The 25,773-nt window shown below is 69.4% G+C and carries 25 protein-coding genes and 1 riboswitch; of the genes, 10 read left to right on the plus strand and 15 right to left on the minus strand.

Annotation, left to right across the window (positions count from 1 at the left end; all coding sequences use genetic code 11):
- Window positions 1-22 precede the first annotated feature (22 nt).
- The 7 genes from PcP3B5_RS16845 (at window position 23) to yghU (ending at window position 7,439) form a co-directional block, all read left to right on the plus strand.
- Window positions 23-1,066 (plus strand): 4-hydroxyproline epimerase, encoded by a 1,044-nt coding sequence (locus tag PcP3B5_RS16845; RefSeq protein ID WP_061561926.1) that lies wholly within the window; start codon window positions 23-25, stop codon window positions 1,064-1,066.
- Window positions 1,063-2,343: an NAD(P)/FAD-dependent oxidoreductase gene (locus PcP3B5_RS16850; RefSeq protein ID WP_061561927.1), complete on the plus strand. Its 1,281-nt coding sequence runs from the start codon at window positions 1,063-1,065 to the stop codon at window positions 2,341-2,343. Before PcP3B5_RS16845 ends, PcP3B5_RS16850 begins: the two co-directional genes overlap by 4 nt.
- Window positions 2,340-3,818 carry an aldehyde dehydrogenase family protein gene (locus tag PcP3B5_RS16855; protein WP_061561928.1) on the plus strand — a complete coding sequence of 493 codons (1,479 nt, stop codon included), beginning with the start codon at window positions 2,340-2,342 and terminating at the stop codon, window positions 3,816-3,818. The genes PcP3B5_RS16850 and PcP3B5_RS16855 overlap by 4 nt, the downstream gene beginning before the upstream one ends.
- Before the next feature lie 10 nt (window positions 3,819-3,828).
- Window positions 3,829-4,857, plus strand: coding sequence for a proline racemase family protein (locus PcP3B5_RS16860; RefSeq protein ID WP_043313376.1), 1,029 nt, complete (start codon window positions 3,829-3,831; stop codon window positions 4,855-4,857).
- Between the two features lie 62 nt (window positions 4,858-4,919).
- Window positions 4,920-5,627 (plus strand): GntR family transcriptional regulator, encoded by a 708-nt coding sequence (locus PcP3B5_RS16865; RefSeq protein ID WP_009622591.1) that lies wholly within the window; start codon window positions 4,920-4,922, stop codon window positions 5,625-5,627.
- Between the two features lie 42 nt (window positions 5,628-5,669).
- Window positions 5,670-6,434: an SDR family NAD(P)-dependent oxidoreductase gene (locus PcP3B5_RS16870; RefSeq protein ID WP_061561929.1), complete on the plus strand. Its 765-nt coding sequence runs from the start codon at window positions 5,670-5,672 to the stop codon at window positions 6,432-6,434.
- Between the two features lie 162 nt (window positions 6,435-6,596).
- Window positions 6,597-7,439 carry a glutathione-dependent disulfide-bond oxidoreductase gene (yghU, locus tag PcP3B5_RS16875; RefSeq protein WP_061561930.1) on the plus strand — a complete coding sequence of 281 codons (843 nt, stop codon included), beginning with the start codon at window positions 6,597-6,599 and terminating at the stop codon, window positions 7,437-7,439.
- A 13-nt stretch (window positions 7,440-7,452) separates the two neighbouring features.
- Here yghU and PcP3B5_RS16880 read toward each other — a convergent pair whose 3' ends face one another.
- Together PcP3B5_RS16880 and PcP3B5_RS16885 are read right to left on the minus strand one after the other, a co-directional pair.
- On the minus strand, window positions 7,453-8,073 hold the full coding sequence (locus PcP3B5_RS16880) for a DUF502 domain-containing protein (protein ID WP_061561931.1): 621 nt from the start codon (window positions 8,071-8,073) through the stop codon (window positions 7,453-7,455).
- 1,136 nt (window positions 8,074-9,209) lie between these two features.
- Window positions 9,210-9,875, minus strand: a complete 666-nt coding sequence (locus tag PcP3B5_RS16885; RefSeq protein ID WP_009622597.1) for a TIGR04211 family SH3 domain-containing protein — start codon at window positions 9,873-9,875, stop codon at window positions 9,210-9,212.
- A 345-nt stretch (window positions 9,876-10,220) separates the two neighbouring features.
- Here PcP3B5_RS16885 and PcP3B5_RS16890 point away from each other — a divergent pair, with 345 nt between their 5' ends.
- Window positions 10,221-10,400 (plus strand): hypothetical protein, encoded by a 180-nt coding sequence (locus PcP3B5_RS16890; RefSeq protein ID WP_043271786.1) that lies wholly within the window; start codon window positions 10,221-10,223, stop codon window positions 10,398-10,400.
- Window positions 10,401-10,611: 211 nt separating this feature from the next.
- Here the strand turns inward: PcP3B5_RS16890 and PcP3B5_RS16895 are convergent, their stop codons facing one another.
- The 9 genes from PcP3B5_RS16895 to PcP3B5_RS16935 all read right to left on the minus strand — a co-directional run bounded on the left by PcP3B5_RS16895 (window position 10,612) and on the right by PcP3B5_RS16935 (window position 21,186).
- Window positions 10,612-11,925: a cytochrome c gene (locus tag PcP3B5_RS16895; RefSeq protein ID WP_061561932.1), complete on the minus strand. Its 1,314-nt coding sequence runs from the start codon at window positions 11,923-11,925 to the stop codon at window positions 10,612-10,614.
- Window positions 11,926-11,936: 11 nt separating this feature from the next.
- Window positions 11,937-13,724: a GMC family oxidoreductase gene (locus PcP3B5_RS16900; protein WP_061561933.1), complete on the minus strand. Its 1,788-nt coding sequence runs from the start codon at window positions 13,722-13,724 to the stop codon at window positions 11,937-11,939.
- Window positions 13,725-13,728: 4 nt separating this feature from the next.
- Window positions 13,729-14,487 carry a gluconate 2-dehydrogenase subunit 3 family protein gene (locus tag PcP3B5_RS16905; RefSeq protein WP_061561934.1) on the minus strand — a complete coding sequence of 253 codons (759 nt, stop codon included), beginning with the start codon at window positions 14,485-14,487 and terminating at the stop codon, window positions 13,729-13,731.
- 308 nt (window positions 14,488-14,795) lie between these two features.
- Window positions 14,796-15,962 carry a lactonase family protein gene (locus PcP3B5_RS16910; protein WP_061561935.1) on the minus strand — a complete coding sequence of 389 codons (1,167 nt, stop codon included), beginning with the start codon at window positions 15,960-15,962 and terminating at the stop codon, window positions 14,796-14,798.
- A gap of 63 nt (window positions 15,963-16,025) precedes the next feature.
- On the minus strand, window positions 16,026-17,012 hold the full coding sequence (locus tag PcP3B5_RS16915; protein ID WP_043313358.1) for a 2-hydroxyacid dehydrogenase: 987 nt from the start codon (window positions 17,010-17,012) through the stop codon (window positions 16,026-16,028).
- Window positions 17,013-17,024: 12 nt separating this feature from the next.
- On the minus strand, window positions 17,025-18,302 hold the full coding sequence (locus PcP3B5_RS16920; protein WP_061561936.1) for an MFS transporter: 1,278 nt from the start codon (window positions 18,300-18,302) through the stop codon (window positions 17,025-17,027).
- A gap of 65 nt (window positions 18,303-18,367) precedes the next feature.
- Window positions 18,368-19,321, minus strand: a complete 954-nt coding sequence (locus tag PcP3B5_RS16925; protein WP_061561937.1) for a sugar kinase — start codon at window positions 19,319-19,321, stop codon at window positions 18,368-18,370.
- Complete coding sequence (locus tag PcP3B5_RS16930) at window positions 19,314-20,090, minus strand: hypothetical protein (RefSeq protein WP_061561938.1); 777 nt, start codon at window positions 20,088-20,090, stop codon at window positions 19,314-19,316. Before PcP3B5_RS16930 ends, PcP3B5_RS16925 begins: the two co-directional genes overlap by 8 nt.
- Window positions 20,091-20,172: 82 nt before the next feature.
- Entirely contained in the window at window positions 20,173-21,186 is a 1,014-nt protein-coding gene (locus PcP3B5_RS16935) for a LacI family DNA-binding transcriptional regulator (protein WP_061563287.1), read from the minus strand.
- Between the two features lie 124 nt (window positions 21,187-21,310).
- Window positions 21,311-21,372: riboswitch (Fluoride riboswitch) on the plus strand.
- A gap of 124 nt (window positions 21,373-21,496) precedes the next feature.
- Between PcP3B5_RS16935 and crcB the strand changes: the two genes are divergently transcribed.
- Window positions 21,497-21,880 carry a fluoride efflux transporter CrcB gene (crcB, locus tag PcP3B5_RS16940; RefSeq protein ID WP_009622628.1) on the plus strand — a complete coding sequence of 128 codons (384 nt, stop codon included), beginning with the start codon at window positions 21,497-21,499 and terminating at the stop codon, window positions 21,878-21,880.
- Window positions 21,881-21,893: 13 nt separating this feature from the next.
- Complete coding sequence (locus PcP3B5_RS16945; protein ID WP_009622630.1) at window positions 21,894-22,238, plus strand: DUF190 domain-containing protein; 345 nt, start codon at window positions 21,894-21,896, stop codon at window positions 22,236-22,238.
- 718 nt (window positions 22,239-22,956) lie between these two features.
- On the opposite strand, the gene PcP3B5_RS16950 is transcribed toward PcP3B5_RS16945, so the two are convergent.
- Genes PcP3B5_RS16950 through PcP3B5_RS16965 form a run of 4 tightly spaced genes read right to left on the minus strand, consistent with a single transcriptional unit; the run spans window position 22,957 to window position 25,756 of the window.
- Window positions 22,957-23,583 carry a histidine phosphatase family protein gene (locus PcP3B5_RS16950; protein WP_043313347.1) on the minus strand — a complete coding sequence of 209 codons (627 nt, stop codon included), beginning with the start codon at window positions 23,581-23,583 and terminating at the stop codon, window positions 22,957-22,959.
- A 20-nt stretch (window positions 23,584-23,603) separates the two neighbouring features.
- Window positions 23,604-24,074, minus strand: coding sequence for an HAD family hydrolase (locus PcP3B5_RS16955; RefSeq protein WP_061561939.1), 471 nt, complete (start codon window positions 24,072-24,074; stop codon window positions 23,604-23,606).
- 21 nt (window positions 24,075-24,095) lie between these two features.
- Window positions 24,096-24,515, minus strand: coding sequence for a universal stress protein (locus tag PcP3B5_RS16960; RefSeq protein WP_009622637.1), 420 nt, complete (start codon window positions 24,513-24,515; stop codon window positions 24,096-24,098).
- Window positions 24,512-25,756: a cation:proton antiporter gene (locus tag PcP3B5_RS16965; protein WP_061561940.1), complete on the minus strand. Its 1,245-nt coding sequence runs from the start codon at window positions 25,754-25,756 to the stop codon at window positions 24,512-24,514. Before PcP3B5_RS16965 ends, PcP3B5_RS16960 begins: the two co-directional genes overlap by 4 nt.
- Window positions 25,757-25,773 lie beyond the last annotated feature (17 nt).

Genomic DNA, 25,773 nt, shown 5'->3' on the forward strand with positions numbered 1-25,773 from the left:
CGTCCCCTGGAGGACGCACCCCATGAGCCGACAGAGTTTCACCTGCATCGAAGGCCATACCGAAGGCATGCCCGTGCGCATGGTCATCGACGGCGCCCCCGAGCTGCACGGCGCCAGCATGAGCGAAAGGCGCCAGCACTTCCTGGCCGAGCACGACTGGATCCGCCGCGCGCTGATGCTCGAACCGCGCGGCCACGCGCACATGTCGGGCACCCTGCTCTACCCGCCCGTGAGCGAGGACGCCGACCTCGCGCTGCTGTTCATCGAGACCTCCGGCTGCCTGCCCATGTGCGGCCACGCCACCCTCGGCTCGATCACCTTCGCCCTTGAAGCCGGCCTGGTCCGGCCGAAGACGCCGGGCACGGTGATCGTCGACGTCCCCGCCGGGCGCGTCAGCGCGCAATACCGCATGCAGGACGGCAAGGTCGGCGGCGTGCGCTTCACCAACGTGCCGAGCTTCCTCCTGCACCGCGACCTGAGCATCCGGCTGCCGGCCCTCGGCGAGCTACGCCTGGACATCGCCTACGGCGGCAACTTCTACCCGATCATCGAGCCGCAGCCGAACTACCCCGGCTGCGAGCACTTCACCCCGCAGCAATTGCTGGCCTGGGGGCGCGAGGTGCAGGCGCTGGTGAACCGCGAGTTCGCCGTGGCGCACCCCGAGGACGCCAGCATCCGCGGCGTGAAGCACTGCATGTGGGCCGGCCGCCCCTTGGCAGCCGACGCCGATGGGCGCAGCGTAGTGATTGCCGGCGACAGCCTGATCGACCGCTCGCCCTGCGGCACCGGCACCTCGGCCCGGGTGGCCCAGCGCCATGCCCGCGGCCTGCTGGCGCGCGACGCCGTGTTCCGCCATGAAAGCCTGATCGGCAGCCGCTTCGACGGCCGCGTCGAGGAAGTCCTGGCCCTGGCCGACGGCACGCCGGCGGTACGCCCGAGCATCGAGGGCCGGGCCTGCATCACCGGTCGCGCCGAACATTACGTCGACAGGGCCCAACCCTACTGGCAGGGTTTCAGCCTGGAAGACTTCACCGACCACCGCTGCCCGGAAGAGACCCTGAAATGAACGACCCGCAAGCCGCTTCGCAAAACGCCATCGTCGTCGGTGGCGGCATCGTCGGTGTCTGCTGCGCCCTGTACCTGCAGCGCGAAGGCTACCGCGTGACCCTGGTGGACCCGGCCGCGCCGGGCGACAGCACGGCGAAATGGAGCTGCGGGCAGATGGCGGTGAGCGAGGTCATCCCGCTGTCCAAGCCGGGCATCCTGATGAAGGTGCCCGGCTGGCTGCTCGACCAGCGGGGCCCGCTGGCCCTGCGCCCCAGCGCGCTGCCGGGCATCCTGCCGTGGTTCCTGCGCTTCGTCGCCTGCGCGCGGCATTCGAAGATCGCCGAGATCGCCCGCGACATGGCGCGCCTCACCCACCACGTCTATGAGGACTACGCGCCGCTGCTCGACGCCTGCGCGGACAAGAGCCTGCTCGGCCAGCGGCCGATCATCGAGGTGTTCGACTCGCCCGCCGCCCTGGTCCACGAGCGCCCGCACCTGGAGCTGCGCAAGTCGCTGGGCTTCCAGTCCGAGGAACTCGACGGCGCCGCCATCGGCGACCTCGAGCCGGCCCTGGCCGGCAAGTTCCAGCACGGCCTGCTGTTCCCCGACTGGCGCGCGGTGAACGACACCGAAGGCTTCATCGCCGCGCTGACCGAGAGCTTCGTCGCCCAGGGCGGCATCCGCGTGCGCGAGCGGGTGAAGCACATCGACGAAAGCGCCGACCGCGCCGCCGGCGTCACCCTGGCCGACGGCAGCCGCTACCCCGCCCAACTGGTGGTGGTGGCCGCCGGCACCGGCTCGCGGCAGTTCTTCGAGCAGCTCGGGGTGAGCATCCCGCTGGCCGGCATCGCCGGCTACCAGGCGGTGCTGCCCACCCCGGGCGTGGACATCCACCATTCGGTGATCTACGCCGACGGCGGCTTCTGCTTCGCCCCCATGACCCGCGGCCTGCAGATCGGCGGCACCATCGAGTTCGCCGGCCCCAATGCCGAACCCAACTTCCGGCGCGCCGAGATCATCCTGGAAAAGGCCCGCCGCGTGCTGCCGCAGCTCGACACCGCCAAGGTCGAGTTCGGCGTCGGCTACCGCCCCTTCCTGCCCGACACCAAGCCGGTGATCGACCGCTCGCCGCGCCTGGGCAACGTACTCATGGCCTTCGGCCACGGCCAGCTCGGCCTCACCCTGGGCGCCACCACCGGCCGCCTGGTCGCCGACCTCGCCGCCGGCCGCCGCCCGGCCCAGGACCTCAGCCCCTTCAGCGCTCGCCGCTTCGCCTTCATCGGAGGAACCGCATGAACTACCAGCAGCTCTACATCGACGGCCAATGGCTCGCCCCCGCCAAGGGCGGCAGCTTCGACACCTTCGACCCCAGCGACGAAACCCTCCTCGCCCGGGTGGCCGCCGCCACCGCCGAGGACGTGGACGCCGCGGTGCGCGCCGCCCGCCGCGCCTTCGACGAAGGCCCCTGGCCGCGCATGAGCGGAGCCGAGCGCGCCGCCGTGCTGCGCCGTATCGCCGAAGGCATCCGCGGCCGCCAGCAGGAACTGGCCGAACTGGAAGTGCGCGACAACGGCAAGCCGCTGCCCGAGGCGCTGTGGGACATCGGCGACACCGCCGGCTGCTTCGACTTCTACGCCGATCTGGCGGAAAAGCTCGACGCCAGCCAGGAGCAGGAAATCGCCCTGGCCGACGAGCGCTTCAGCTCGGTGGCGCGCAAGGAGCCGGTGGGCGTGGCCGGCGCCATCATCCCCTGGAACTTCCCCATGCTGATGGCCGCCTGGAAGGTCGCCCCGGCCCTGGCCGCCGGCTGCGCCATGGTGCTCAAGCCCTCGGAATTGACGCCGCTGACCGCCCTGCACCTGGCCCAGATCGCCCATGAAGCCGGCCTGCCGGCGGGCGTGCTCAACGTGGTGACCGGCCTGGGCGCCGACGCCGGCGCGCCGCTGGCCGAGCACCCGGGCGTGGACAAGCTGGCCTTCACCGGCAGCGTGCCCACCGGCAGCCGGATCATGCAGGCCGCCGCCCGCGACATCAAAAACATCAGCCTGGAGCTGGGCGGCAAGTCGCCCTTCGTGATCTTCGCCGACAGCGACATCGAGGCCGCCGTGGAGTGGATCCTCTTCGGCATCTTCTGGAACCAGGGCGAAGTCTGCTCGGCCACCTCCCGCGTGCTGGTGCAGCGGGCGCTGTACGAGCCGCTGCTGGCGCGCCTGGCCGAAGAGGCGCGGAAGATCACCATCGGCAACGGCCTGCGCGAAGGCGTGCTGCTCGGCCCGCTGGTCAACAAGGCGCAGTACGACAAGGTGCTGCAGGCCATCGCCCGCGGCCAGGAAGAAGGCGCGCGGCTGGTCTGCGGCGGCGAACGCCCGGCCGGGCTGGACAAGGGTTATTACGTGCAGCCGACGGTGTTCGCCGACGTGCCCGAAGACGCCTGGATCTGGAACGAGGAAATCTTCGGCCCGGTGGTCTGCGTGCGCCCGTTCGACAGCGAGGACGAAGCCGTGCGCTCGGCCAACGCCTCGCGCTTCGGCCTGGGCGCCGCGGTGATGTCCCGCGACCTGCCGCGCTGCGAGCGCGTCGCCCGGCGGTTCCGTGCCGGCATCGTGTGGATCAACTGCTCGCAACCGACCTTCAGCGAGGCGCCCTGGGGCGGCTACAAGCACAGCGGCATCGGCCGCGAGCTGGGCGAATGGGGCCTGAACAACTACCTGGAGACCAAGCAGATCACCCGCTACGACAGCGAGCAGCCCTGGGGCTGGTACATCAAGTGAGGTGCGACTGATGCGCTGGAAGAAGACGCTGCAACTGGCCGACGTGCACTGCGAAGGCGAGATCGGCAAGGTCATCACCGGCGGGGTGCTGGGCATCCCCGGCGAAACCATGCTGGACAAGATGAACTACATCAACGAGGTCGACGACAGCCTGCGCCGCCTGGTGGTCATGGAACCGCGCGGCTGCCTGCAGATGTCGGTGAACCTGCTGTTGCCGCCGACCAACCCTGCGGCCGACGCCGGCTTCATCGTGCTGCAGGCGGACAAGGCCCACCCGATGTCCGGCAGCAACTGCATCTGCGTGGTCACCGCGCTGCTGGAGCTGGGCATGCTGCCGATGCAGGAGCCGGAAACCACCGTGGTGCTGGACACCCCCGCCGGGCTGGTGACGGCCCGCGCGCGCTGCGCCGACGGGCGCTGCCTGGGGGTGTCGCTGGACATGGTGCCGGCCTTCGTCGAACAACTGGACGTGCCGATCGACGGCGGCGAGTTCGGCCCGCTGAAGGCCGACATCGCCTTCGGCGGCGTGTACTACGCGCTGATCGACGTCGAGCAGGTCGGCCTGGCCATCGCCCCGGAGAACGCCCGCGAACTGGCCGATGCCGGCGTGAAGCTGCGCGGCCTGATCAACCAGCAGGTGCGCGTGCGGCACCCGCTGTACCCGCAGATCGACGAGGTGGCCTACGTGATGTTCCGCAACCGCCTGGACGCGCGCACCTACCAGACCTGCACCACCCTGCCGCCGGGGCGCGTCGACCGCTCGCCCTGCGGCACCGGCAGCTCGGCCAACCTCGCCACGCTGAGCGCGCGCGGCCTGGTGCGGCCCGGCGAGCGCCTGGTGTCGCGCTCCACCATCGGCGGCGAGTTCCAGGTGGAGCTGCTCGGCGCCACGGAAGTGGCCGGCAAACCGGCGGTGCTGCCGCGGGTGGAAGGCCGCGCCTGGCTGTACGGCATCCAGCAGATCGGCGTCGACCCGGACGACCCGCTGGCCGCGGGCTTCATGCTCAGCGACACCTGGGGCCCGGCGTTTCCGCGCTGAACGCGGCCACGCTAAGATGACGGGCTGGTCTGTATGACACAGCCCGCGCACACCGAGACCTGATGATGGCCAAAGAAGAAGAAGTGGAAAGCCCCGGGCGCCGCCATGGCGGGCGCTATATCTACGAGGAGCTGCGCAAGCAGATCCTCACCCTCAAGCTCAAGCCCGGCGTGCAGCTGGACGAGGTCTCCCTGGCGGCGCAGTTCGGCCTGTCGCGCTCGCCGGTGCGCGATGCCCTGGCCCGGCTGACCAGCGAAGGCCTGGTCACCATCCTGCCCAACCGCACCACCCTGGTCACCCCCTTCGAGATCGAGGAGTTCCCCAACTACGTGGCCGCGTTGGACCTCATCCAGCGGGCGGTCACCCGCCTGGCCGCGCTCCAGCGCAGCGACGAGGACCTGCAGGCGATCCGCAAGGCCGACGCGGCCTACATGGCGGCCGTGGAGTCCGGCGACTTCCAGGCGATGTCCGAGCTGAACAAGGCCTTCCACATGGCCATCGCCGAGGCCGGGCGCAACCCCTACTTCGTCAGCTACTACGAACGCCTGCTGGGCGAAGGCCAGCGCCTGCTGCACCTGCACTTCGACTACATCGTCAGCTCGGCCGGCACCGCCCGCCTGGGCCGCGACCACGAGGAAATCATCGAAGCCATCGCCGCCCGCGACGCGGAAGCCGCCGAAAAGGCCGCCCACGAGCACACCATGCTGTTCCAGCGCCGCTTCCTGGAATACATGCAGCAGAACCTGACGGCGAAAATGAGCCTGGCCTGAACTTCAACCCCCCCTGAACTTCAACCGACACAGGAGCAAGGGATGTCTTCCGCGAAACCGCTGTGCGGGCAAAACATTCTGGTCACCGGCGGCTCCGGCCAGATCGGCGCGGCCATCGTCCGCCGCCTGGCGCAGGAAGGCGCCCGGCCGATCATCCACTTCGGCCGCGACCGGGCCGGCGCCGAGGCGCTGCTCGCCCAGGTCGGCGGCGAAGGCTGGCTGGTCCAGGCCGACCTGTCGGACGCGCAGGGGCCCTTCCAGCTGTGGCGCGAGGCCCAGGCCCTGGCCGGACGGGTGCACGGCCTGGTCAACAACGCCGGCATCCGCACGGAAATCTCCATCGATGCCGACGAGGCGGCCTGGACGGCGGCCTGGCAACGGGAGTTCCAGATCAACCTCTTCTCCGCCGCCACGCTGTGCAAGGAAGCCCTGCGCCATTTCCGCGCCCTCGGCGGCGGGCGCATCGTCAACCTCGCCAGCCGCGCCGGGCAACGTGGCTATGCCGCCGACGCCATGCCCTACGGCGCGACCAAGGCGGCGCTGCTCAACCTCACCAAATCCATCGCCCGCAGCTTCGGCCAGGACGGCGTGGCGGCGGTGGCCATCGCCCCCGGCTGGGTGCGCACCGACATGGCCGAAGACTTCATCGCCAGGCACGGCAAGGCCGCGGCGGTCGCCGAAATCCCCATCGGCGAAATGGCCGAGCCGGACGAAGTGGCCGAACTGGTGGCCTTCGCCCTGCGGCCCTCGCTGCCGTCCCTGAGCGGCGCGACGCTGGACCTGAACGGCGGCAGTTATATCCGCTAGCGGCCGGCCCCAGTCGCCGCGCAGGTTGCCGGAGGCCGCCCCTCCCGTTACAACGAGAGGCTGGACATCAGGCGGCTGACAGGGTTTTCTGAAGGGCTTTAGCGGCCACGACAGAACCAAGCGCGTGGCGACCGACGAACTCCGTCCAAGGCGAGGATCGACATGCCGAACGAAACCTACACTCCACCGCGCGTCTGGACCTGGGACAAGGACAACGGCGGCACCTTCGCCAGCATCAACCGTCCCGTCGCCGGGGCCACCCACGACAAGCCCCTGCCACGCGGCAAGCATCCGCTGCAGCTGTATTCGCTGGCCACGCCCAATGGCGTCAAGGTGACCATCCTGCTCGAAGAGCTGCTGGAACTGGGCCTGGACGGCGCGCAATACGATGCCTGGCCCATCAGCATCAGCCAGGGCGAACAGTTCGGCAGCGGCTTCGTCGAGATCAACCCGAACTCCAAGATCCCCGCCCTGCTGGATACCGGCCTGGAGCCCGCGCTGCGCGTCTTCGAGTCCGGCTCGATCCTGCTCTACCTGGCCGAGAAGTTCGGGCGTTTCATCCCCGGCAACATCGCCGGGCGCACCGAAACCCTGAACTGGCTGTTCTGGCAGGTCGGCAGCGCCCCCTTCCTGGGTGGCGGCTTCGGCCACTTCTACGCCTACGCGCCGGAAAAGTTCGAGTACCCCATCAACCGCTATGCCATGGAGGTCAAGCGCCAGCTGGACGTGCTCGACCGGCAGCTGGCGAGCAACCGCTACGTCGCCGGCAGCGAATACAGCATCGCCGACATGGCGATCTGGCCCTGGTACGGCGCGCTGATGAACAACCAGGTCTATGCCGCCGCCGAGTTCCTCGACGTCGAGACCTACACCCACGTGCGCCGCTGGACGGACGAAATCGGCAAGCGCCCCGCCGTGCAGCGTGGGGTCAAGGTCAACCGGACCTGGGGCGAGGCCCACGAGCAAGTGCCCGAACGCCACGGGCCCGACGACTTCCGGCGCTGAGACGGGCAGCCGGTCAGGCGGAACCGCCGCCGGGCGGCGGCTCCCGGCCACGGGCCGCCTCCATGGCCTGCACCAGGCCGCGGGCGCCGGAGCCCCATTTGGTGATGACCTTCACCGCCTCGGTGAAGGGCACGTCGACCGGGTGCACGCGATGCGCCTCCAGTACGTACACGGCGCCGGCGAAGGGTGTCGGCACCGAGGGCACGAACACGGTGTAGCGGCCGTCCTCGAAGGCCTCGATGATGAAGCCGGGCACCAGGGCCTCTTCGATTTCCACCAGGGCCGGCTTCCAGATGCCGTCGTTCTTCTCGCCGGCCACCTGCAGGGTCAGGCTGCGCAGCAGTTCGTAGCCCGGAATGCGCTCGAACACCGAGCGCTCCAGCCGGCCACGGGCCAGCTTTCCCAGGCGGGTGCGCACGGCGAGGCCGATGACGAAGCAGATCACCAGCACGAGCAGCGCGGACAGTATCTGCTGGGCCGGCAGGCTCTCCGGCAGCAGCTGGGTGAAGGGCCGGACCAGTTGGCCGGCCGAGGCGATGCCCTTGAGCAGGAGCAGCAGGGCCAGGTAGATCGGCAGGATGACCAGCAGGCCTGCCAGCACGCACCTGCCGATGAAAGCGACGGCGTTTTTCACGGAAGCACCTCCTCGGGTTGCAGGCCGCGGCCCGTGGAAAACACCTGCGCAGGGTCGGCCACGCGTGCCGGCGGGAGGCCGGCAGGGCTTGGAGATAGCCTAGACGACGGTGGGTCGTTTCACTTTACAGGGCCTGGTCCGAACTCTCTCTCCAACCCTATCCTTCGTGCCGACCTCAATCTCGTCATTCCCGCGAACGCGGGACGCGGCTCCATCGCGAACAGCGCTTGCGCTGGCCCGAAGGGGAATAACCCAGTGGCTTGGGGGCTTGGTGTAGCGCGCCGCTCCGAGTGCGTTGATGTTTCTTGTTTCGCCCCCTCGGGCGAGTCCCTTTTGTCAATCGCCACAAAAGGAACCAAAAAGGCTTGCCCCGACATACGGGCCCGACAGAGTCGGGCTACCCTCACGAACTCCCCCGCCACGGAGGCCCGCCCCGAGGGTACGTCCCTGTAGCCCATCGGGGCTCTCGCGACATCCATGTCGCATGACCTCCTGAGCGCCGGTTTCGCTCGGCCTTCTGAAGGGGCGTTTCGGTGCGCTTGGATGTTTCTCTGGAAGTCCAAAATCCAGAGCAAACGCGCTTTTGCCTTTGCTTTTCGTAGGAGCGAGCTTGCTCGCGAACCCCGCAGTCACTGGGTTGCCGCGTTCGCGGGAATGACGGGGGATGGTTAGGCGTTTCAGGATGACTCAGGATTTTTCTCCCGCCCCGAACGGCCCCCTCTCCCTTCAGGGCGGGGCGCGCAGCCGAGGGCTGGGGAGAGGGTTACGGACTCCCCCCACACACCTCTGCCAACCCTGACTCCGCTCCCCCTCCCTAACCCTCCCCCGCAAGCGGGAGAGGGAACCGTTCGGCATGAAGCGCAATCACGAAGCGCCCTGCCCCCACATCCGTCTAGCCAAACCAATCGCGGACGGAGTCCGCTCCTACGGGTCCAGAATCGCTTCGGCGTTTCGGCCAACGGCGTATAACCGCGAACGGTTATACGCCCTACGCGCTCAGGATGATTCCGAACTTGCCGCCCACGCCGAACGGCCCCCTCTCCCTCCGGGAGAGGGCTGGGGTGAGGGTGCGGAGCCTGGACTGAGCGCCTTCGCTGAACCAAGCCCCCCCCCCTAATCCCACCGCAACCAGCGCCTCAGATCCACTGATCGTTGCGCTTGCGCCGTACCCGCAGCAGGGTCGGCAGGATCAGCCCGACCAGCAGGCCGGCGCCGGCGATGCTGCCGCCGTAGGCCATGTAGCGCATCAGCACCTGCTTGTTCTCGTCGCCCAGTTGCGCCTGCGCCGCGCGCAGTTCGGAGCGGGCCTTGGTGAGTTCGTCGTCGAGGCCGGCGCGGGCCGCCTGCAGTTCGTCGATGAGTTTCTTGCGCGAGTCCAGGGTTTCCTGCATGCCCTGCACGCGGGTCTTCCAGCTGTCGTTGATGCCCGCCAGTTCAGCGCTCAGCTCGCTCACCTTCTGCTCCAGCTGCGGCAGGCGCTCGGCCTGGCCGGGCTTGTCCTGCAGGTCACGGCTGGGGATCCACACGCTGCTGCCGCTTTCGCCGCGCACCTGGCTGTAGTCGCCCTGGGTGTTCAGCAGCTCGACCTTCTGCCCCGAGGTCAGGGTGCCGACGATGCGGTAGCCGTCGGTGGGGCCGCTGCGCACGTAGGTCGTCAGGCTGTCGCTCACCCAGCGCGCATTGCCGGCGCCCTCCTCGGCCTGCGCCGCGGCGCCGGCCGCCAGCAGGCCACCCAACAGGCAGGCGCCCAGGACGCGGGTGGGAAGGGATACGGAGGCGGGGAAATGACGGGATAGGGACATGGGCAATCTTCACATGGCGATAAACGAACCCCGGCGAGCGGGCGCGGTAAAAAGCCGGCCAGGCAGATGCTCCGGGGCGGCTACGATCTTGCTATCGGCGCGGCGCAATCACCCGGCTGGCGCGGGCCCGGGCCCGCCGCCCGGGGGGCCGACAGCAGACAGACAGCGCAACGGCGCAATGAGTTCACCGGGCGCCGTGATGGGGGGATGGGTGGTCGGTGGCGCACTGATGACTGACGGCGCGCCTGTAGTTCGTCGCACCACCCGCCTCCGCTCGTCGCCCGCCCGGGCGCCCGCGGGCATTCGCGTGTTTGCTTTAAGCACCACCTTCGCGGAGGGCCCGCCATGTGCCGGCAGATCCTGTTCTCGCTCGCCACGCTGATCGTCCTGACGCTGGGAGCGGCCGCCTGCAGCAGCCGGGACTGCGCCTCCGGGCAGCAGACGGACTGCAAGGAACGCGACAGCCGCCAGCAGATTCCCAGGCAACAGATCGATCCGCGGATTCAGTCGTTGCCCAGGTATTGAGGTTTGGATTGGCGGCGGTGCCGGGGTGCTTTTCGTAGGATGGGTTGAGCGAAGCGATACCCATCCTACGGGGTGTGGTGTTTGCCGGAGGCGTAGGAGCTCATCCGCGAATCGCGCCGGTGGTTTCGGCTATCGCGGACAAGGTCTCCTACGGTTCCAGGAAGCACGGTCGTAGGACCTTGTCCGCGATTGGACCCGCCGGCGGCGCCCCCTACGGCGCCTCCTTCCCCGTGGTATCGCCGATCAACGTCGCCGCCTTCAGCTCCGGCCTGGGCTGGCTGCGCAAGGCCTTTACCTGCCCGGCATCCACCGGCTCGGCCTGGTTGCCCCAGCTGCTGCGGATGAAGTTGACCACCTCGGCCACCTGCTGGTCCGACAGGCGCCAGGCGAAGCCGGGCATGCTGAAGGTGGACGGCGCCGTCGCCGTGGCCGGCAGGGTGCTGCCGTCGAGCACGATGTGGATCAGCGAGGTGGCGTCCGCGCTCTGCAGCACCGGGTTGCCGGCCAGCGCCGGGAACACCCGGGCGTAGCCCTTGCCGTCGGTGCGGTGGCAGGCGGCGCAGTTGTCGACGTAGAGCGCGGCGCCGGTCTTGCCGTCGTCGCCCTTCCACAGCGCCCCGGCGACCTGGCGGTCTTCCCGGAACGGCTTGTCGTCCGGGTTCACCGGCGGCAGGGACTTCAGGTAGCGGGCGATGGCGGTCAGGTCGGCGTCGGTCATGTACTGCATGCTGTGCTCGACCACGTCGCTCATGCCGCCGAATACCGCGCTGCGTTCGCTGCGCCCGGTCTTGAGGAAGGCGACGATCTGCGCCTCGCTCCAGCTGCCCAGGCCGTCCTTGTGGTCGCCGCGCAGGTTCTTGGCGATCCAGCCTTCCAGCGGCGCGCTGCCGGACAGGTACTCGGGCCCGTCGGCGGCGTCCAGGGCCTTCTCCTGCATGGTCAGCGCCCGCGGCGTATGGCAGGCGCCGCAGTGCCCCAGGCCTTCCACCAGGTAGGCGCCGCGGGCCAGGATCGGGTCCTGCCCGGCGGCGGCGAAGGGCTTCACCTCGGGGGCGAACAGCCCGCGCCAGATCGCCAGCGGCCAGCGCATGCTCAGCGGCCAGGGGATGTCGCTGTCCTTGTTCTCCTGCACCACCGGCGCCACGCCGTGCATGAAGTAGGCGTAGAGCGCGCGCATGTCCTCGTCGCTGACGCGAGCGTAGGACGGGTACGGCATGGCCGGGTACAGGGTGCTGCCGCCCTTGCCGATGCCCTGGCGCACGGCGCGCTCGAAGTCCTCGTAGCTGTAGTTGCCGATGCCGGTCTTGTCCGGGGTGATGTTGGTCGAGTAGATGGTGCCGATGGGCGTAGCCATCGGCAGGCCGCCGGCGAAGGGCTCGCCGCCCTTGGCGGTGTGGCAGGCCACGCAGTCGCCGGCGCGGGCCAGGTATTCGCCCTGCTTCACCTGCGCCGGGTCGGTCGCATCGGCGGCGTATAGCGCGGTGCTGGCGGCCATGGCCAGGGCGGCGCTGAGGAATGTCTTCATGTTCCGGCCTCCTATGCCTGCACCAGCGGGCCCGGGTGCTTCAGGTATACCTCGCGGATGGCCCGCGCCGACCAGTAGGTCAGCGCCGCCACCAGCCCGGTGGGGTTGTAGCCCAGGCCCTGGGGGAAGGCCGAGGCGCCGGGGACGAACACGTTGTGCACGTCCCACACCTGCAGGTAGCGGTTCAGGGCGCTGGTCTTGGGGTCGGTGCCCATGATCGCCCCGCCGTTGAGGTGGGTAGTCTGGTAGACGGTGGCGTCGAAGTGCTGGCCGAACTCCTTCATCGGCGCGGTGACCACCTTGGCGCCCATGGCATTGGCGATCTTGCGCATCTGCGCGACCATGAAGCGGTTCATCTTCACGTCGTTGTCCTTCCAGTCGAAGGTCATGCGCAGCAGCGGCTGGCCATAGGCGTCCTTGTAGACCGGGTCGAGGTCCAGGTAGTTGTCGCGGTAGGACTGGTGCGCGCCGTGGGTGTCCATCGCCAGCATGTGCCGGTAGCTGTCGGCCAGTGCGGCCTTCCAGGCGCTGCCCCACTTGGGCGTGCCCGGCGGCACCTTGGCCCCGGCGATGGGCTTGGTACCGGCCTGGTTGACCCAGAACGGCGAGCCGCCGACGAAGCCGTGGGGGCCGTGGTCGAAGTTGTCGGCGTTGAAGTCGTCCACCGCCACGCCGTTGCCGCCGGCGCCGATGAAGGGGTTGGTGTGGTGGCTGGCCTTGTCGAAGAAGGCGCTCACCGTGGAGATGTTCTGGAAGGCGAAGTTGCGCCCCACCACGCCCTCGTTCCTCAGCGGGTCGTAGGGCTTGCCGATGCCCGAGAGCAGCATCAGGCGCACGTTGTTGAACTGGAAGGCGCCGAGGATCACCAGGTCCGCCGGTTGCTCCACTTCGCGGCCCTGGGCGTCGACGTAGGTGACGCCGGTGGCCAGGTCCTTCTCGGCGTTGAGGTTCACCCGCAGCACGTGGGCGTTGTTGCGCAGCTCGAAGTTGGGCACCTGGCGCAGCGCCGGCAGGATGTTCACGTTGGGCGAGGCCTTGGAGTACATGTAGCAGGCGTAGCCGCTGCAGAAGCCGCAGAAGTTGCACGGCCCCATCTGCGCGCCGTAGGGGTTGGTGTAGGGCCCGGAGGTGTTGGCCGAGGGCAGGTTGTAGGGGTGGTAGCCGACCTCGCGGGCGGCCTTCTCGAACAGCTGCGCGGACACGGTGTTCTTCTGCGCCGGCAGCGGGAAGTCACTGGAACGGTCGGCGGCGAAGGGGTTGCCGCCCTTGTCGCGGCCCACCACCTGGCCCTTGATCGACCAGGCCGTGCCGGAGGTGCCGAAGACCTTCTCGGCGAAGTCGAAGTACGGCTCCAGCTCGTCGTAGCTGACGCCGAAGTCCTGGATGGTCATGCCCTCGGGGATGAAGGCCTTGCCGTAGCGTTCCTCGTAGTGGCTGCGCAGGCGCAGTTCCACCGGGTCGACGCGGAAATGCACGCCCGACCAGTGCAGCCCCGCCCCGCCGGTGCCGGTGCCAGGCAGGAAGGCGCCGAACTGGCGGTAGGGCACGGCCAGGTCGCTCAGGCCGTGGCGCAGGGTCACGGTCTCGCGGGAGATGTCCATGAACAGCTTCTTGCGCGAGTTGTAGGTCAGCTCGTCCATGGTCTGCGGGTAGACGCCGTCGGGGTAGGTGTCGCGGGCCGGGCCGCGTTCCAGGGCCACCACCTGCAGCCCCGCCTCGGTCAGTTCCTTGGCCATGATGGCGCCGGTCCAGCCGAACCCGACGATGACCGCATCGACTTTCTTCAATACCTGGGCCATTGCCTCAACCTCGCTCGCCACTGATGGAAACCGGCGGGAAGGGATAGCGCTCGTCGCGCTCCACCCAGTCCATGAAGTCGGCGCGGGCGCCGGGGAAGCCGATCAGCTTCCAGCCGGCCAGGCCCTGGTTGCCACCGTGCAGCGGGTCGCTGAAGAAGCCCTCGCGGGTGTTCAGCCAGAGCATGGCGAAGAAGGTCGCCGCCGGCACCGCCTGGAATTCGGCCTTGCCGCCGTCCAGGGCTTCCAGCGCCTGCTGTTGCTGCGCCGCGTCCAGCTCGGCGAAGGGCTTGTTCCACTTGGCCTTGCACCAGGCGTCGGTCTCCTGGATGCCCAGGCGGTAGATTTCCTGCGGGCTGAGCTTGAGCTGGTGGCCCAGTTCCGGCGCGGTATCCGGGTGGAAGGGCCCCTGCATGTACCAGAGCCCGCCGCTGCCGTAGCGGGTGTTCAGCTGGCGGTCGATGAATTCCGGCACGCCGGCGTCCGCGGCCCCCGGGCCCAGCGCGTCGGTGGGGATGAGCACGGCCACGGCGGCCTGGACGAAGGCCCATTCCTGGGCGGTGAAGAAGGTCGGCTGGTAGGCGCGCGCGCCGCCCTGCCGCGGCTCGGCGGCGGGCTGCGGGTCGGCCGCGGGCGTGCTCGGGCCGCCGAGCACCACGCTGCCCACGCCGGTGCCGGCCAGGGTGGCCACTGGGATCAGCGCCAGGGACTTGCGCAGGAAGTCACGCCGCGCCGGTTGCGCGGCGGCTGGGTCGTCGTTGGACATGGCTGGGTCTCTCCTTTTTCCAACAGGTCAATCAGGTCGTGTAGGTCTTCTCGCCCCTTTTGCGGCCGGTGGTGCCGGGCGCGTGGGGCTGTTGTTCGTGTCGGTAAGCATAGGTGGCTATCGAAAGCTCGCCGGTTACAGGGAAGCACGGGCGCTTTTCGTAGGATGGGTTGAGCTTGCGAAACCCATGCGGTCGGGGTGATGGGTATCGCTTCGCTCCACCCATCCTACGGGGCTGGAAATCCGAATCGCGGACGGAGTCCGGAGGCATGGGACTCTCCCGCTTGCGGGAGAGGGCTGGAGAGACCTCAGCGCAGGAATTTCAGATCGGAAGGCGAGTCGATGGCGAACTTCTGCACCGTCTCCCCCAGCTTGCCGCTGGCCGGATCGCGGCGCATGACCACGACCTGGTTGCTCTTCTGGTTCGCCACCAGCAGGAAGCGCCCACTGGGATCCAGGCTGAACTCGCGCGGCTCGACACCCTCCACCGAGCGCCGCTGCAACTCCTTCAACTGGCCACTGGCCGGATCCACCGCATACACCAGCAGCTCGCTGGCCTTGCCACGGTTGCTGGCGTAGAGGAACCGCCCGTCTGGCGACAGGTGCACGGCAGCGGCAGCCTTGTGCGCGGAGTCCTGGCCGGCGGCCATGTCCACCAGTTGCGTGCGTTGCAACTGGCCGTCGCGCACCTCGAACACGGCGATCTGCCCGGCCATCTCCAGGGTCAGGTAGGCATAACGGCCATCGCGGCTGAACAGCAGGTGGCGCGGGCCGCTGCCCGGCGGCAGGTCCACCGCCGCCGGCTGCGCCGGGCTCAGCGGGTGCTCGCGGTTGGCCGCCTCGTAGCGGTAGACGAATACCTTGTCCGCGCCCAGGTCCTGCACGTAGACGTAGCGCCCGTCCACCCCGGAAACCACCGAGTGCACGTGGCTGCTGGCCTGGCGCTCGGGGTTGACGCGGGAGGCGCCGTGGCGCTCCTGCTGCACCACGCCGGTCAGTTGGCCCTGCTCGTCGATGCCGAGCACCGCCAGGTTGCCGCCGGGGTCCGGGTGCACCGCGTAGTTGGCCACGAACAGGTGCCCTCCCCCGGCCGCCAGGCTGGAGTAGGTGGGCTCGTCGCCACGGCTTTGCACCTGGTTCAGCAGGCTCAGCTGGTGGCTGGCCGGGTCGATGGCGAAAGCGCTGACCTTGCCGAGCGGGTCGCTCGCGCCGGGGCCGTTCTCGTTGACGGCGTAGAGGCGCGTCTGGTCGGCATTGAGCGTCAGCCAGGAGGGGTTTTCACTGGGCACCACCTGCAGCGCCTTGGCCTGGATGTGGCCGCTGGCGCTGTCGAAACGGTAACGGTAGATGCCCTGGCTGCCGGCGCCGGTGTAGGTGCCGACCAGCAGGTCGTATTGCTGGGCGGCGCCGGCCGGCCCGGCGAACAGGCCGGTGCCGGCGCACAGCAGCAGGGTCAGGGCGGCGGGTTTGATCATGATGGGCAGGTCCTTGCAGGCTGAGGGGCGGTCACGGGTCGGACCGGGTGCAAAGCTGGCAGTTCAACCGGATCGACGCGCCCAGGCGCCGGGGTTGACCAGGTTCGCCGGGCGTTCGCCGGCCAGTGCCGCCAGCAGGTTGTCCACCGCGCAGCGGGCCATGGCCTCGCGGGTTTCCTCGGTGGCCGAGCCGATGTGCGGCGTCGCCACCAGGTTGTCCAGCCGCAGCAGCGGCGAATCCGCCGGCAGCGGCTCGCGCACGAACACGTCGAGGCCGGCGCCGCGGATGCGCCGCTCGCGCAGGGCCCGCAGCAGCGCCTCCTCGTCCAGCACGCGGCCGCGGGAGATGTTCACCAGGATGGCAGAGGGTTTCATCAGCGCCAGTTCGCGTTCGCCGATCAGCCCTTGCGTCTCGGCACTCAGCGGCACGCACAGGCAGACGAAGTCGGCCTCGCCCAGCAGCGCATCCAGCGACAGGTGGCGCGCGCCGTAGCGGGCCTCCACCTCCGGCCGCGGCCGCCGCGCGCTGTACAGCACCCGCATGCCGAATCCGGCCTGGGCGCGGCGCGCCAGGGCCTCGCCGATGCGGCCCATGCCGACGATGCCGAGGCTCTTGCCATGCACGTCGCAGCCGAACTGCGCCGGGCCGATGCCGGCCTGCCAGTGCCCGGCGCGGATCCAGCGGTCCAGCTCGGCCACCCGCCGGGCGCTGGCCAGCAGCAGGGCGAAGCCGGTGTCGGCGGTGGTCTCGGTGAGCACGTCGGGGGTGTTGGTGAGCAGCACCCCGCGGCGCTCCAACTCGGCGATGTCGTAGTTGTCCACGCCCACCGAGACGCTGGAGACCACCTCCAGCTGCGGCGCCAGGTCCAGCAGCCCGGCGTCCAGGCGCAGGCTGGCGCCCAGCAGGCCCTGGGCGCCGGGCAGCGCCGCGCGCAGGCGGGCCAGGCCGTCGGCGGCCGGGTCCTCGATCAGGGTCACCTCGGCGTGGGCCTGCAGGCGCTGCATCAGCGCGTCGGACAGGCGCTTGTAGAGGACGATGCGTTTCTTCATGGTCGGATCTTCCTAGTGGCCCAGCGCCGGACGAAGGCGCTCGGCTTTCTGCGAGGGGTTGAGGATGGCGGTCAGGGCGACGGCCGCCAGCAGCGCGCCGCACATGAACAGGTAGGAGGCGCCGGGCCCGCCGGTGGCGCCGTTGAGGTAGCCCACCAGCCAGGAGCCGGAGAACGAGCCCAGCGCGCCCATGCTGTTGATCAGCGCCATGGCGCCGCCGGCGACGTTGCTCGGCAGCACTTCCGGGACGATGGCGAAGAACGGCCCGTAGGGCGCGTACATGCAGGCGCCGGCGATCACCAGCAGCGCGTAGGAGGCCCAGAAGTGCTGGCTGCCCAGCGCGTAGGAGCCGTAGAAGGCCAGGGCCGCGACCAGCAGCGGCGGCCAGACGAAGCGCTTGCGCTTCTGCAGGCGGTCCGAGGCCCAGGACACCCCGAGCATCGCCAGCACCGCCACCAGGTACGGCAGCGCCGACAGCCAGCCGGCGCTGACGATGTCCAGGCCCGAGGCCTGCTTGAGGATCGACGGCAGCCAGAGCACGAAGCCGTACACGCCGATGCTCCAGCAGAAGTACTGCAGGCAGAGGACGATCACCTTGGGCGAGCGGAACGCCTCGCGGTAGTTCTTCACCGGCTTGATGCCCTGCTGCTCGGCGGCCAGGGCGCGCTGCAGCGCGGCCTTCTCGGCCTCGTCCAGCCACTTGGCCTGGGCCGGGCGGTCATCCACCAGGCGCCACCAGATGAAGGCCCAGAGCACCGCCGGCAGGCCCTCGATGATGAACATCCAGCGCCAGTCGAACTGGCTCACCAGGTAGCCGGAGAGCACCGACATCCAGAGGATGGTCACCGGGTTGCCGAGGATCAGGAAGGTGTTGGCCCGCGAGCGCTCGGCGCGGGTGAACCAGTGGCAGAGGTAGACCAGCATGGCCGGCATCACCGCCGCCTCCACCACGCCCAGCAGGAAGCGGATGCCCACCAGCAGATAGACATCGCGGACCATGCCGGTGAGCGTGGCCAGGCCGCCCCAGAGGATCAGGCTGGCGAAGATCAGCTTCTTCACGCTGCGCTTCTCGGCGTAGATGGCGCCGGGCACCTGGAAGAAGAAGTAGCCCAGGAAGAACAGCGCGCCCAGCAGCGAGGACAGCGCCGGGGTGATGTTCAGGTCCTCGGCCATGCCGGAGGCGGCGGCGAAGCCGTAGTTGGCGCGGTCCAGGTAGGCCAGGCTGTAGGTGACGAAGACGATGGGCATGATGTGCCACCAGCGGCGTGGGGCGAGTCGGTCGATCTGCATGGCATTTCTCCTGAGCTTGTTGTTCTTGTCGCAACAGGTGCCGGCCGGGCCGGCGGTTTCGGGGTTCAGGCGCGCAGGCGGGCGTCGTGGGCTTCGAGTTCGTGGCGCAGGGGCAGGCCTTCCATGTCGCCGCGCGACTGCACCGCGCGGCTGCCGCACCAGTTGCCGCGGGCCACCGCGTGGCGCAGGTCGCAGCCTTCCAGCAGGGCGCTGATCACGCCCACGGCGAAGGCGTCGCCGGCGCCCACGGTGTCCACCACCCGCGCCACCGGCTGCGCCGGCACCACGCCTTCGCGGCCGTCGGCATCGCGGAAGTAGGCGCCCTCGGCGCCGAGCTTGATGGCCACGCATTCCACGCCCTGCTCAAGGTAGAAGCCGGCGATGGCCTCGGGCGACTGGCGGCCGGTCAGCAGGCGGCCCTCCTCCAGCCCCGGCAGCACCCAGTGGGCCTTGGACGCCAGGGCGTTGATCTCGCGCACCATGGTGGCGCGGTCCGGCCACAGCGAGGGGCGCAGGTTGGGGTCGAAGGACACGCTGCGGCCGGCGGCGCGCATGGCGTCCAGCAGTTGGTGGGACAGCTCGCGGCAGCTCGCCGAGAGCGCCGGTACTATGCCCGTGGCGTGCAGGTGGCGGGCGCGCAGCAGGCCCGGGCGCAGCAGCGCCGGCGACATGCGGCTGGCCGCGGAGTTGCGGCGGAAGTATTCCACCCGCGGGTCGCTGCCGTCGTCGCAGCGGGCCTTGAGCTGGAAGCCGGTGGGATGCTGCGTGTCCACTTCCACGCCGTCGCAGTCCAGGCCCTCGCGGCGCAGGCTGGCGAGCACGAAGCGGCCCAGGCTGTCGTCGCCCACCCGGCTCAGCCAGTTCACCCGCAGGCCCAGGCGCGCAAGGCCAATGGCCACGTTGCTGTCGGCGCCGGCGATGCGCTTGCCGAAGCCTTCCACCTCGGCCAGGTCGCCGCACTGCTCGGCGACGAACATGGCCATGGTCTCGCCGAAGCAGAGCACGTCGTGTTCAGCCATGGCGCACCTCCGCGGCGCGGCCCAACTGCGCCAGTTGCGCGACCTGCTCGCGGGTCAGGCTGGCCAGGTCGTCGCCGGCCAGCGGGTATTCGATGGCGCGCGGCACGCCGGGGGCGAAGCGCGCCAGCAGCGCCTCCCACTCGTCGAGGTCGGCGGGCTGCGGTGGTATGGCCACCAGGCGCCCGTCCTCGCGGCGGCGCACCGCCTTGCAATGCACGTAGCGCACCCAGGGCCCGAGCAGGCGCGCGGCCTGCTGCGGCGACTCGCCCTGCCAATGCCAGTTGCCGATGTCGAAGGTCATGGCCAGCGGCAGGCCCAGCTCGGCGGCGCGGCGGAAGCAGCGCAGCAGCGGCTCGACGCGGCCGCCCTGGGCGGTCTGGTCGTTCTCCACCAGCAGCGCCGGCCCCTGCGCCAGCAAGGGGCGCAGGGCCTCCAGGTCGCATTCGTCGCGGTAGTGGCCGAGGGAAACCTTCAGCGCCACGGCGCCGGCCTCCCCTGCCAGGCGCAGGCGTTCGGCCACCGCCGGCTCCAGGCTGGCGTCGGCGCGCCACAGCTCCAGCGGCGCCGAGTACAGGCTTTCCAGGCCCTGGGCGGCGCTGGCCGCGGCCAGGGTGGCGGCATCGGGCAGCGCGTCGAAGAGTTCTTCGCGCCATTCGACGCGGCTCGCGCCGGCCTCGGCCAGCAGCGCCAGGTAGGCGGCCTGGCCCCGCTGGCGCACGGCATCGGCGCCGAAACTGGACAGGCTGATGGATACGGGGTTCGCGTGCATTGTTCTTGTCCTTCTCGTTCAGCCGGATGAAACCGGTTTCATTTCTGACCGAAAACCATCGCGGCGCCGCGCCGCCCCGGTTTCAGCCGCGTGCTGGGGTGGAGCCTCTGACGATGAGTTCGGCGCGCAGGTCCAGACGCCGCGCCGGCAGCGTGGCGCCCTGCAGGCGTTCCAGCAGGCACTGGAAGGCCGCCTGGCCGATGCGTTCGGTGGGTTGGGCCAGGGCGGTGATGCCGCCGCCGACCAGGGGGTACCAGTCCAGTTCGTCGAGGGCCAGCAGGCCGACGTCGTCGAACAGGCGCACGCCCATCTCGTGCAGAGTGCGGGTGGCGCACAGGGTGGCCACGCCGTTGCAGGTGAACAGCGCCTGCGGGCCGTGCCCGGCGCCGGCGAGGAAGGCGGCCAGCTGCCCGCGCAGGTCGCCGCCGGTTTCCAGCACCTGGCCGCGCAGGCCGGGCCGGCGGGCGATGGAGGCCTGGAAGGCGGCCACCCGCTCCTGCCGCGAGCTGGTGCCGTCCAGCGGCTCGCTGACCGCCAGGATGTCGCGGTAGCCGCGGGCCTGCAGGTGGTCCAGGGCCTGCTCCACGGCATCGGCGTTGTCCAGCCCCACCAGGTCGGAGCGCAGCTCTTCCAGCTGGCGGTCCACCAGCACCATGGGCAGCTCGCGGGCCAGGCTGGCCAGCTCGCCGGCATGGTGGCCGAGGGTGTTCACGATCAGGCCTTCGACGTTGTACGACTGCAGCGCTTCCAGGTGCAGGCGCTCCTGCTCGTCGTCGCGGTCGGTGTTGCACACCACCAGGCTGTAGCCGTGCTGGCGGCAGGCGGTCTCCACGCCGTGCATCACGGCGATGGAGTAAGGGTTGCGGATGTCCGCCAGGAGCATGCCGACCAGCCGCGTGCGGCCGCGCTTGAGGCCGCTGGCCATGCGGTTGGGGCGGTAGCCGAGCTGCTCGATCACCGCCTCGATGCGCTGGGCGGTGGCGTCGGCGAGCAGTTGCCGGTCGCCGCCGATGTAGCGCGAGACCGTGGCCTTGGAAACGCCGGCAGCACGGGCCACCTCGCTGATGGTGATCCGCCCGCGGGCAGGCGGCAGCATGTCGTTCACCCTTTCGATCCTTTTGTATGCGCTTCTGCGGGAAGGGTTATGAAACCGGTTTCAATAAATCAGGGATGAAGTCTGTCGTCAAGCGCCGGCGGACGCAACGGGATTCTGCTAGGGTTGAAACCCAGGAGATGGCATTCCTCCTTTAACCGCCCCCGTGCTGATGATGCCTACGTGAACCCTGGACAGGGTGCGTAGGTGTGCGTCCTGTCCTTTTGCAAAAGGACAGGACCGTGACCGCAACACCCCACCCATTCCCCTCCCCCGCATCGCCCGTACCCTCTTTCCATGGGGGCTCGCCGGCATGTTGAAATCCATCCTGGTGATCGTCCTCGGCGGCTCCATCGGCTGCCTGCTGCGCTGGTTCCTCGGCCTGCAGCTCAACGCCCTGTTCCCCACCATTCCGCCGGGCACCTGGGCCGCCAACATGATCGGCGGCTACGTCGTCGGCCTGGCCGTGGCCTTCTTCGCCGCCAACCCGAGCCTCAGCCCGGAATGGCGCCTGCTGCTGATCACCGGCTTCTGCGGCGGCCTGACCACCTTCTCGACCTTTTCCGCGGAAACCTTCTCGCTGCTGCAGACCGGCCGCGTGGCCTGGGCGCTGGGGGAAATCGCGGTGCACGTCGTAGGTTCGCTGCTGGCGACCGCCGCGGGCGTTCTAACCTACACATTGCTGGGCGCACGCTGACGGAGGCGCAATCATGAAAGGCTACCTGGTGACATTCTTCACCCAACAGAGCCGCCGCCACGGCGGCAAGCTGATCACCGACTGGATGGTCGACCTGGCCCGGGGCATGAAGCTCAAGGGCGCCACCCTGGTCGTCGGCGCGGAAGGTTTCGGCCACGCCGGGCGGGTGCACTCCTACCACTTCTTCGAACTGGCCGACCAGCCGGTGGAAATCTGCCTGGCCGTCACCGAGGACGAGTGCGAGCGCCTGTTCGAACGCCTGGAGGCCGAGGACCTCGCCCTGTTCTACGTGAAGACCCCCGTGGAAATGGGCACCGTGGGCAAGCGCAAGGCCGACCGCGACGCTCCTGCCAGCTGACGCTTACGCAGATCCGCTGGACATCCAGGTCGTTACCCGCGAGGAAACCCACGAATCGGTGGCGTGCACGCCCACTGGCAAGGCACCGACTTCCAGGCATTGAGGTGCTCACTGCTTTCGTAGGCGCGAAGCGGCGCCCTGTTCTTGCTCGCGAGCCGTGTTTACCGTTGGCGATGGCGCATTGGGTTGATTCCGGCCCCTCACCCCAGCCCTCTCCCGGAGGGAGAGGGGGCCGTTCGGAGCGGGCGGAGACTTCGGAGTCATCCTGATACTGCGCCGTTGGCTGTGCCACCGGGACGTCCGGCGTGGCCGGCGAATCCAATCGCGGACGGAGTCCGCTCCTACGCCCGAGGTTCCCTGGAGCCGCCGAGGTGCTCTTCGTAGGAGCGAGCTTGCTCGCGAACGGGCGTAGGTGTCTGGTTTAAGAGCGCCCTCTCCCCAGCCCTCTCCCTGAAGGGAGAGGGGGCCAGACCGTGCCGAGATAAGGAGTGGTTTCAGCCGGAAACCACCTTGCTTGCCGGCTGACTCGGGAAAACCAGACCGCACCGAACGGTCCCCTCTCCCTTCAGGGAGAGGGTTAGGGAGAGGGAAAGGCGTCCAGCCAAAACACCGCAACCACAGGTGAGCACCGTTCGCGAGCACGAAAAGCCGTGCGTCCTGGAACCGTAGGAGCGGACTCCGTCCGCGATTATCCGCCGTTGAAAACGGCCTCACCCCTTCAGCCTTCAGCCTTCAGCCCAACCAGATGATAGGTCTCATTGATCCGATACAACGTAAACACCTCATCCTCAACGCCAATCTCATTGACGCAACAAGGCTCCTGCTTCAACCGCCAATACCGCGCCAACGGCAACCCCAGCGCCTGCAGCAACAGAACCCGATTGATACTGTCATGCCCCACCAACACCAGCGTCTGCCCAGCGTGACGTCGCAGCACCTCACGCAGCACCCGGGTACCCCGGGCCAGCACGTCGGCCAGGCTCTCGCCATCGGGGATGGCCGCCAGGTCCGGCGCCTCCAGCCAGGTGCGGTGTTCTTCCGGCCAGCGGGCGCGGACTTCATCGTGGGTCAGGCCCTGCCACTGGCCATAGTCGGTGTCCGCCAGGCCTTCCAGCGCCTGGGCCGGGGCACCGGTGGCCTGGGCGATGGCGGCGCCGGTATCGATGCAGCGCGACAGCGGGCTGGTGTAGATGGCCACCGGCTGCCAGCTTTCGGCTATGCGCCGCGCCACCGCCTCGGCCTGGCGCCGGCCCAGGGCCGACAGCGGCAGTTCGGCGCGGCCGCGGAAGCGTTCCGGGGCGATCCAGTCCACGTGGCCATGGCGGGTCAGAATGATCCTGGTCATCGTCCTGCTCCTTCGAAGGTTCAGCAGCGCAGGCTGGCGATAATGCGCTGCGGGTGGGTCAGCATATCCAGGGCCGAGAGGATGTCCAGCGCCACCAGGTCCGCCGAGCCGATGGCCACCGAGGACGCGCCCTCCGGGCCGATCACCGCGATGCCCAGGGCCGACTGCTGCAGCATGTAGCGGTCGTTGCTGCCATTGCCGATGGCCACCACGCCGTGCAGGCCCAGGGTGCGCAGGTAGTCCTCCTTGGAAATGGCCTGGTCCTTCTCCGACAGCACCAGCAGGTTGACGTCCAGCGCCGCCAGTTCCGCCTCGGCGCTGCCGAAGGCGTCGCCGGTGACCACGTGCAGCGCCAGCTTGCGGCCCAGTGCCTCCAGGCGCTCGGCCACCCCGTCGATCATCCGGCCATCCACCGCCAGGGTGCCGTTGTAGTCACAGATCATGTGTTTCAACTGCAAGCTCCCCAGCCCGGGAATGTCGATCTGCAGCATGTCGCTTCCTCCCCTGCCCGCTCAGCCGCGGATGACCGTGACCGCGCAGGGTGCGTGGTCGATCACCTGGCGCGCCACCGAGCCCAGCAGCCAGCGCTCGAAGCCCGAGTGGCCGCGGTGGCCGATGACGATGTGGTCGATGTGGTGCTCCTCGGCGTAGCGCACGATCTGCTCGGCCGGGCGGCCCACCGAGACGTGGGTGGTCGGCCGTTCCTCGACCGGCAGGCGGCTGTAGCCCAGCAGCTTGAAGGCGTGGTGGAAATGCGCGCGGGAGCGCTCGATCACCGCCTCGGTCTCCACCTCGTCGCCGAACTCCGGCGGCTGCGCCACCGAGAGGATGTGCAGGCCGGCGCCGAAGCGTTCGGCCAGCTCGTTGGCGAAGTTCAGGGCCAGCTCCGCCGCGGTGGAGGCGTCGTAGGCCACCAGGATGCGCTTGATCATGCTTCACCTCCTCTGCGCCGCGTCTGCGGGCGCAAGTCGTCGTGGCGCGCGGGCTCTGCCGGCGGGGCGGCGCCCTCCTCCTGCGGGTCGCCCTTGGGCAGCAGGTGCCGGGGCAGGAAGAAGGCGTTGGCGATCAGCGTCGGCACCACAGCGCTGCCGATTACCGCGGCCACCAGCGCCGAATACTGGCCCTGGTCGATCAGCCCGTGGGCCAGGCCGAACAGCGCCGAGATGGTGCCGAAGGTCAGCCCGGTGGACATCAGCAGCGTGGTGTAGGCCCCCTCCCGGCGCGGCGAGCCGTAGACCAGGCAGGTGGGGTACACGCCCACCAGCTTGCTGAGCATCTTCACCAGCAACAGCAGCACGAAGGCCGCGGGCGCGACGGCCAGGGTCGGCAGCGACACCAGCGAGCCGGCGCGGATGAAGTAGAACGGCGTCAGCAGGCCGAAGGTCAGGGTGCGCAGGCGGCGGATCAGCGCGTGGTCCTTGCCCACGGTGCCGGCCAGCACCATGCCGATCAGGTAGGCCGGCAGCACCGCCTCGCTGCCGGCCCAGGTCGCCGCCGCGCCCAGGCCGAACAGGCAGAGCATGAGGAACTTGGCCTCCAGCTCCGAAGGGCGGCCGCCGAAGCGGCGGAAGAAGCGCGGGGTGAGCCACGGCAGCAACAGCGCGGCCAGGACCAGGGCCCCGGCGAAACCGGCGGTCTTCAGGGTGAAGGGGGCGAAGATCAGCCCCAGGGCGATCACCGTGGCCAGGTCGTTGACGAAGCAGGCGGCCAGCACGATCTTGCCGTACTCGCTGGTGTTCAGCCCCAACTCCAGCATCACCGCGTAGACCACCGCCACCGAGGTGGTGGACATGGCGATGCCGGCCAGCCAGCTGGCCTGCGCGTCCCAGCCCAGGCCCCAGCGCGCCAGCGCCGCGCAGCCGAGGAAGGGCACCACGAAGCCGACCAGGCCGATGACCGTGGCCTGCTTCCAATGCGTGCGGAACACCTTCGGGTCCAGCTCGGCGCCGGCCAGGAAGGTCAGCAGGATGGCCCCGGCGCCGGAGAGGAACTTGATCCAGCTGGCGTCGCCCTGCAGCACCGCCATGCCCAGCAGCGCGCCGATGATCAGCTGGGCGATGGTCCCCACGACGATTTCCGACAATGCCGTGGCGATGCGCAGGAAGATCGACACCAGCGTCGCCAGCAGCGCCAGCCCCAGCCACAGGGCGGCCTGGGCCCAGATCTCAGTCATGGCGGCGGCTCCGCTGA

Source organism: Pseudomonas citronellolis (genome assembly GCF_001586155.1).
Taxonomy (GTDB): domain Bacteria; phylum Pseudomonadota; class Gammaproteobacteria; order Pseudomonadales; family Pseudomonadaceae; genus Pseudomonas; species Pseudomonas citronellolis.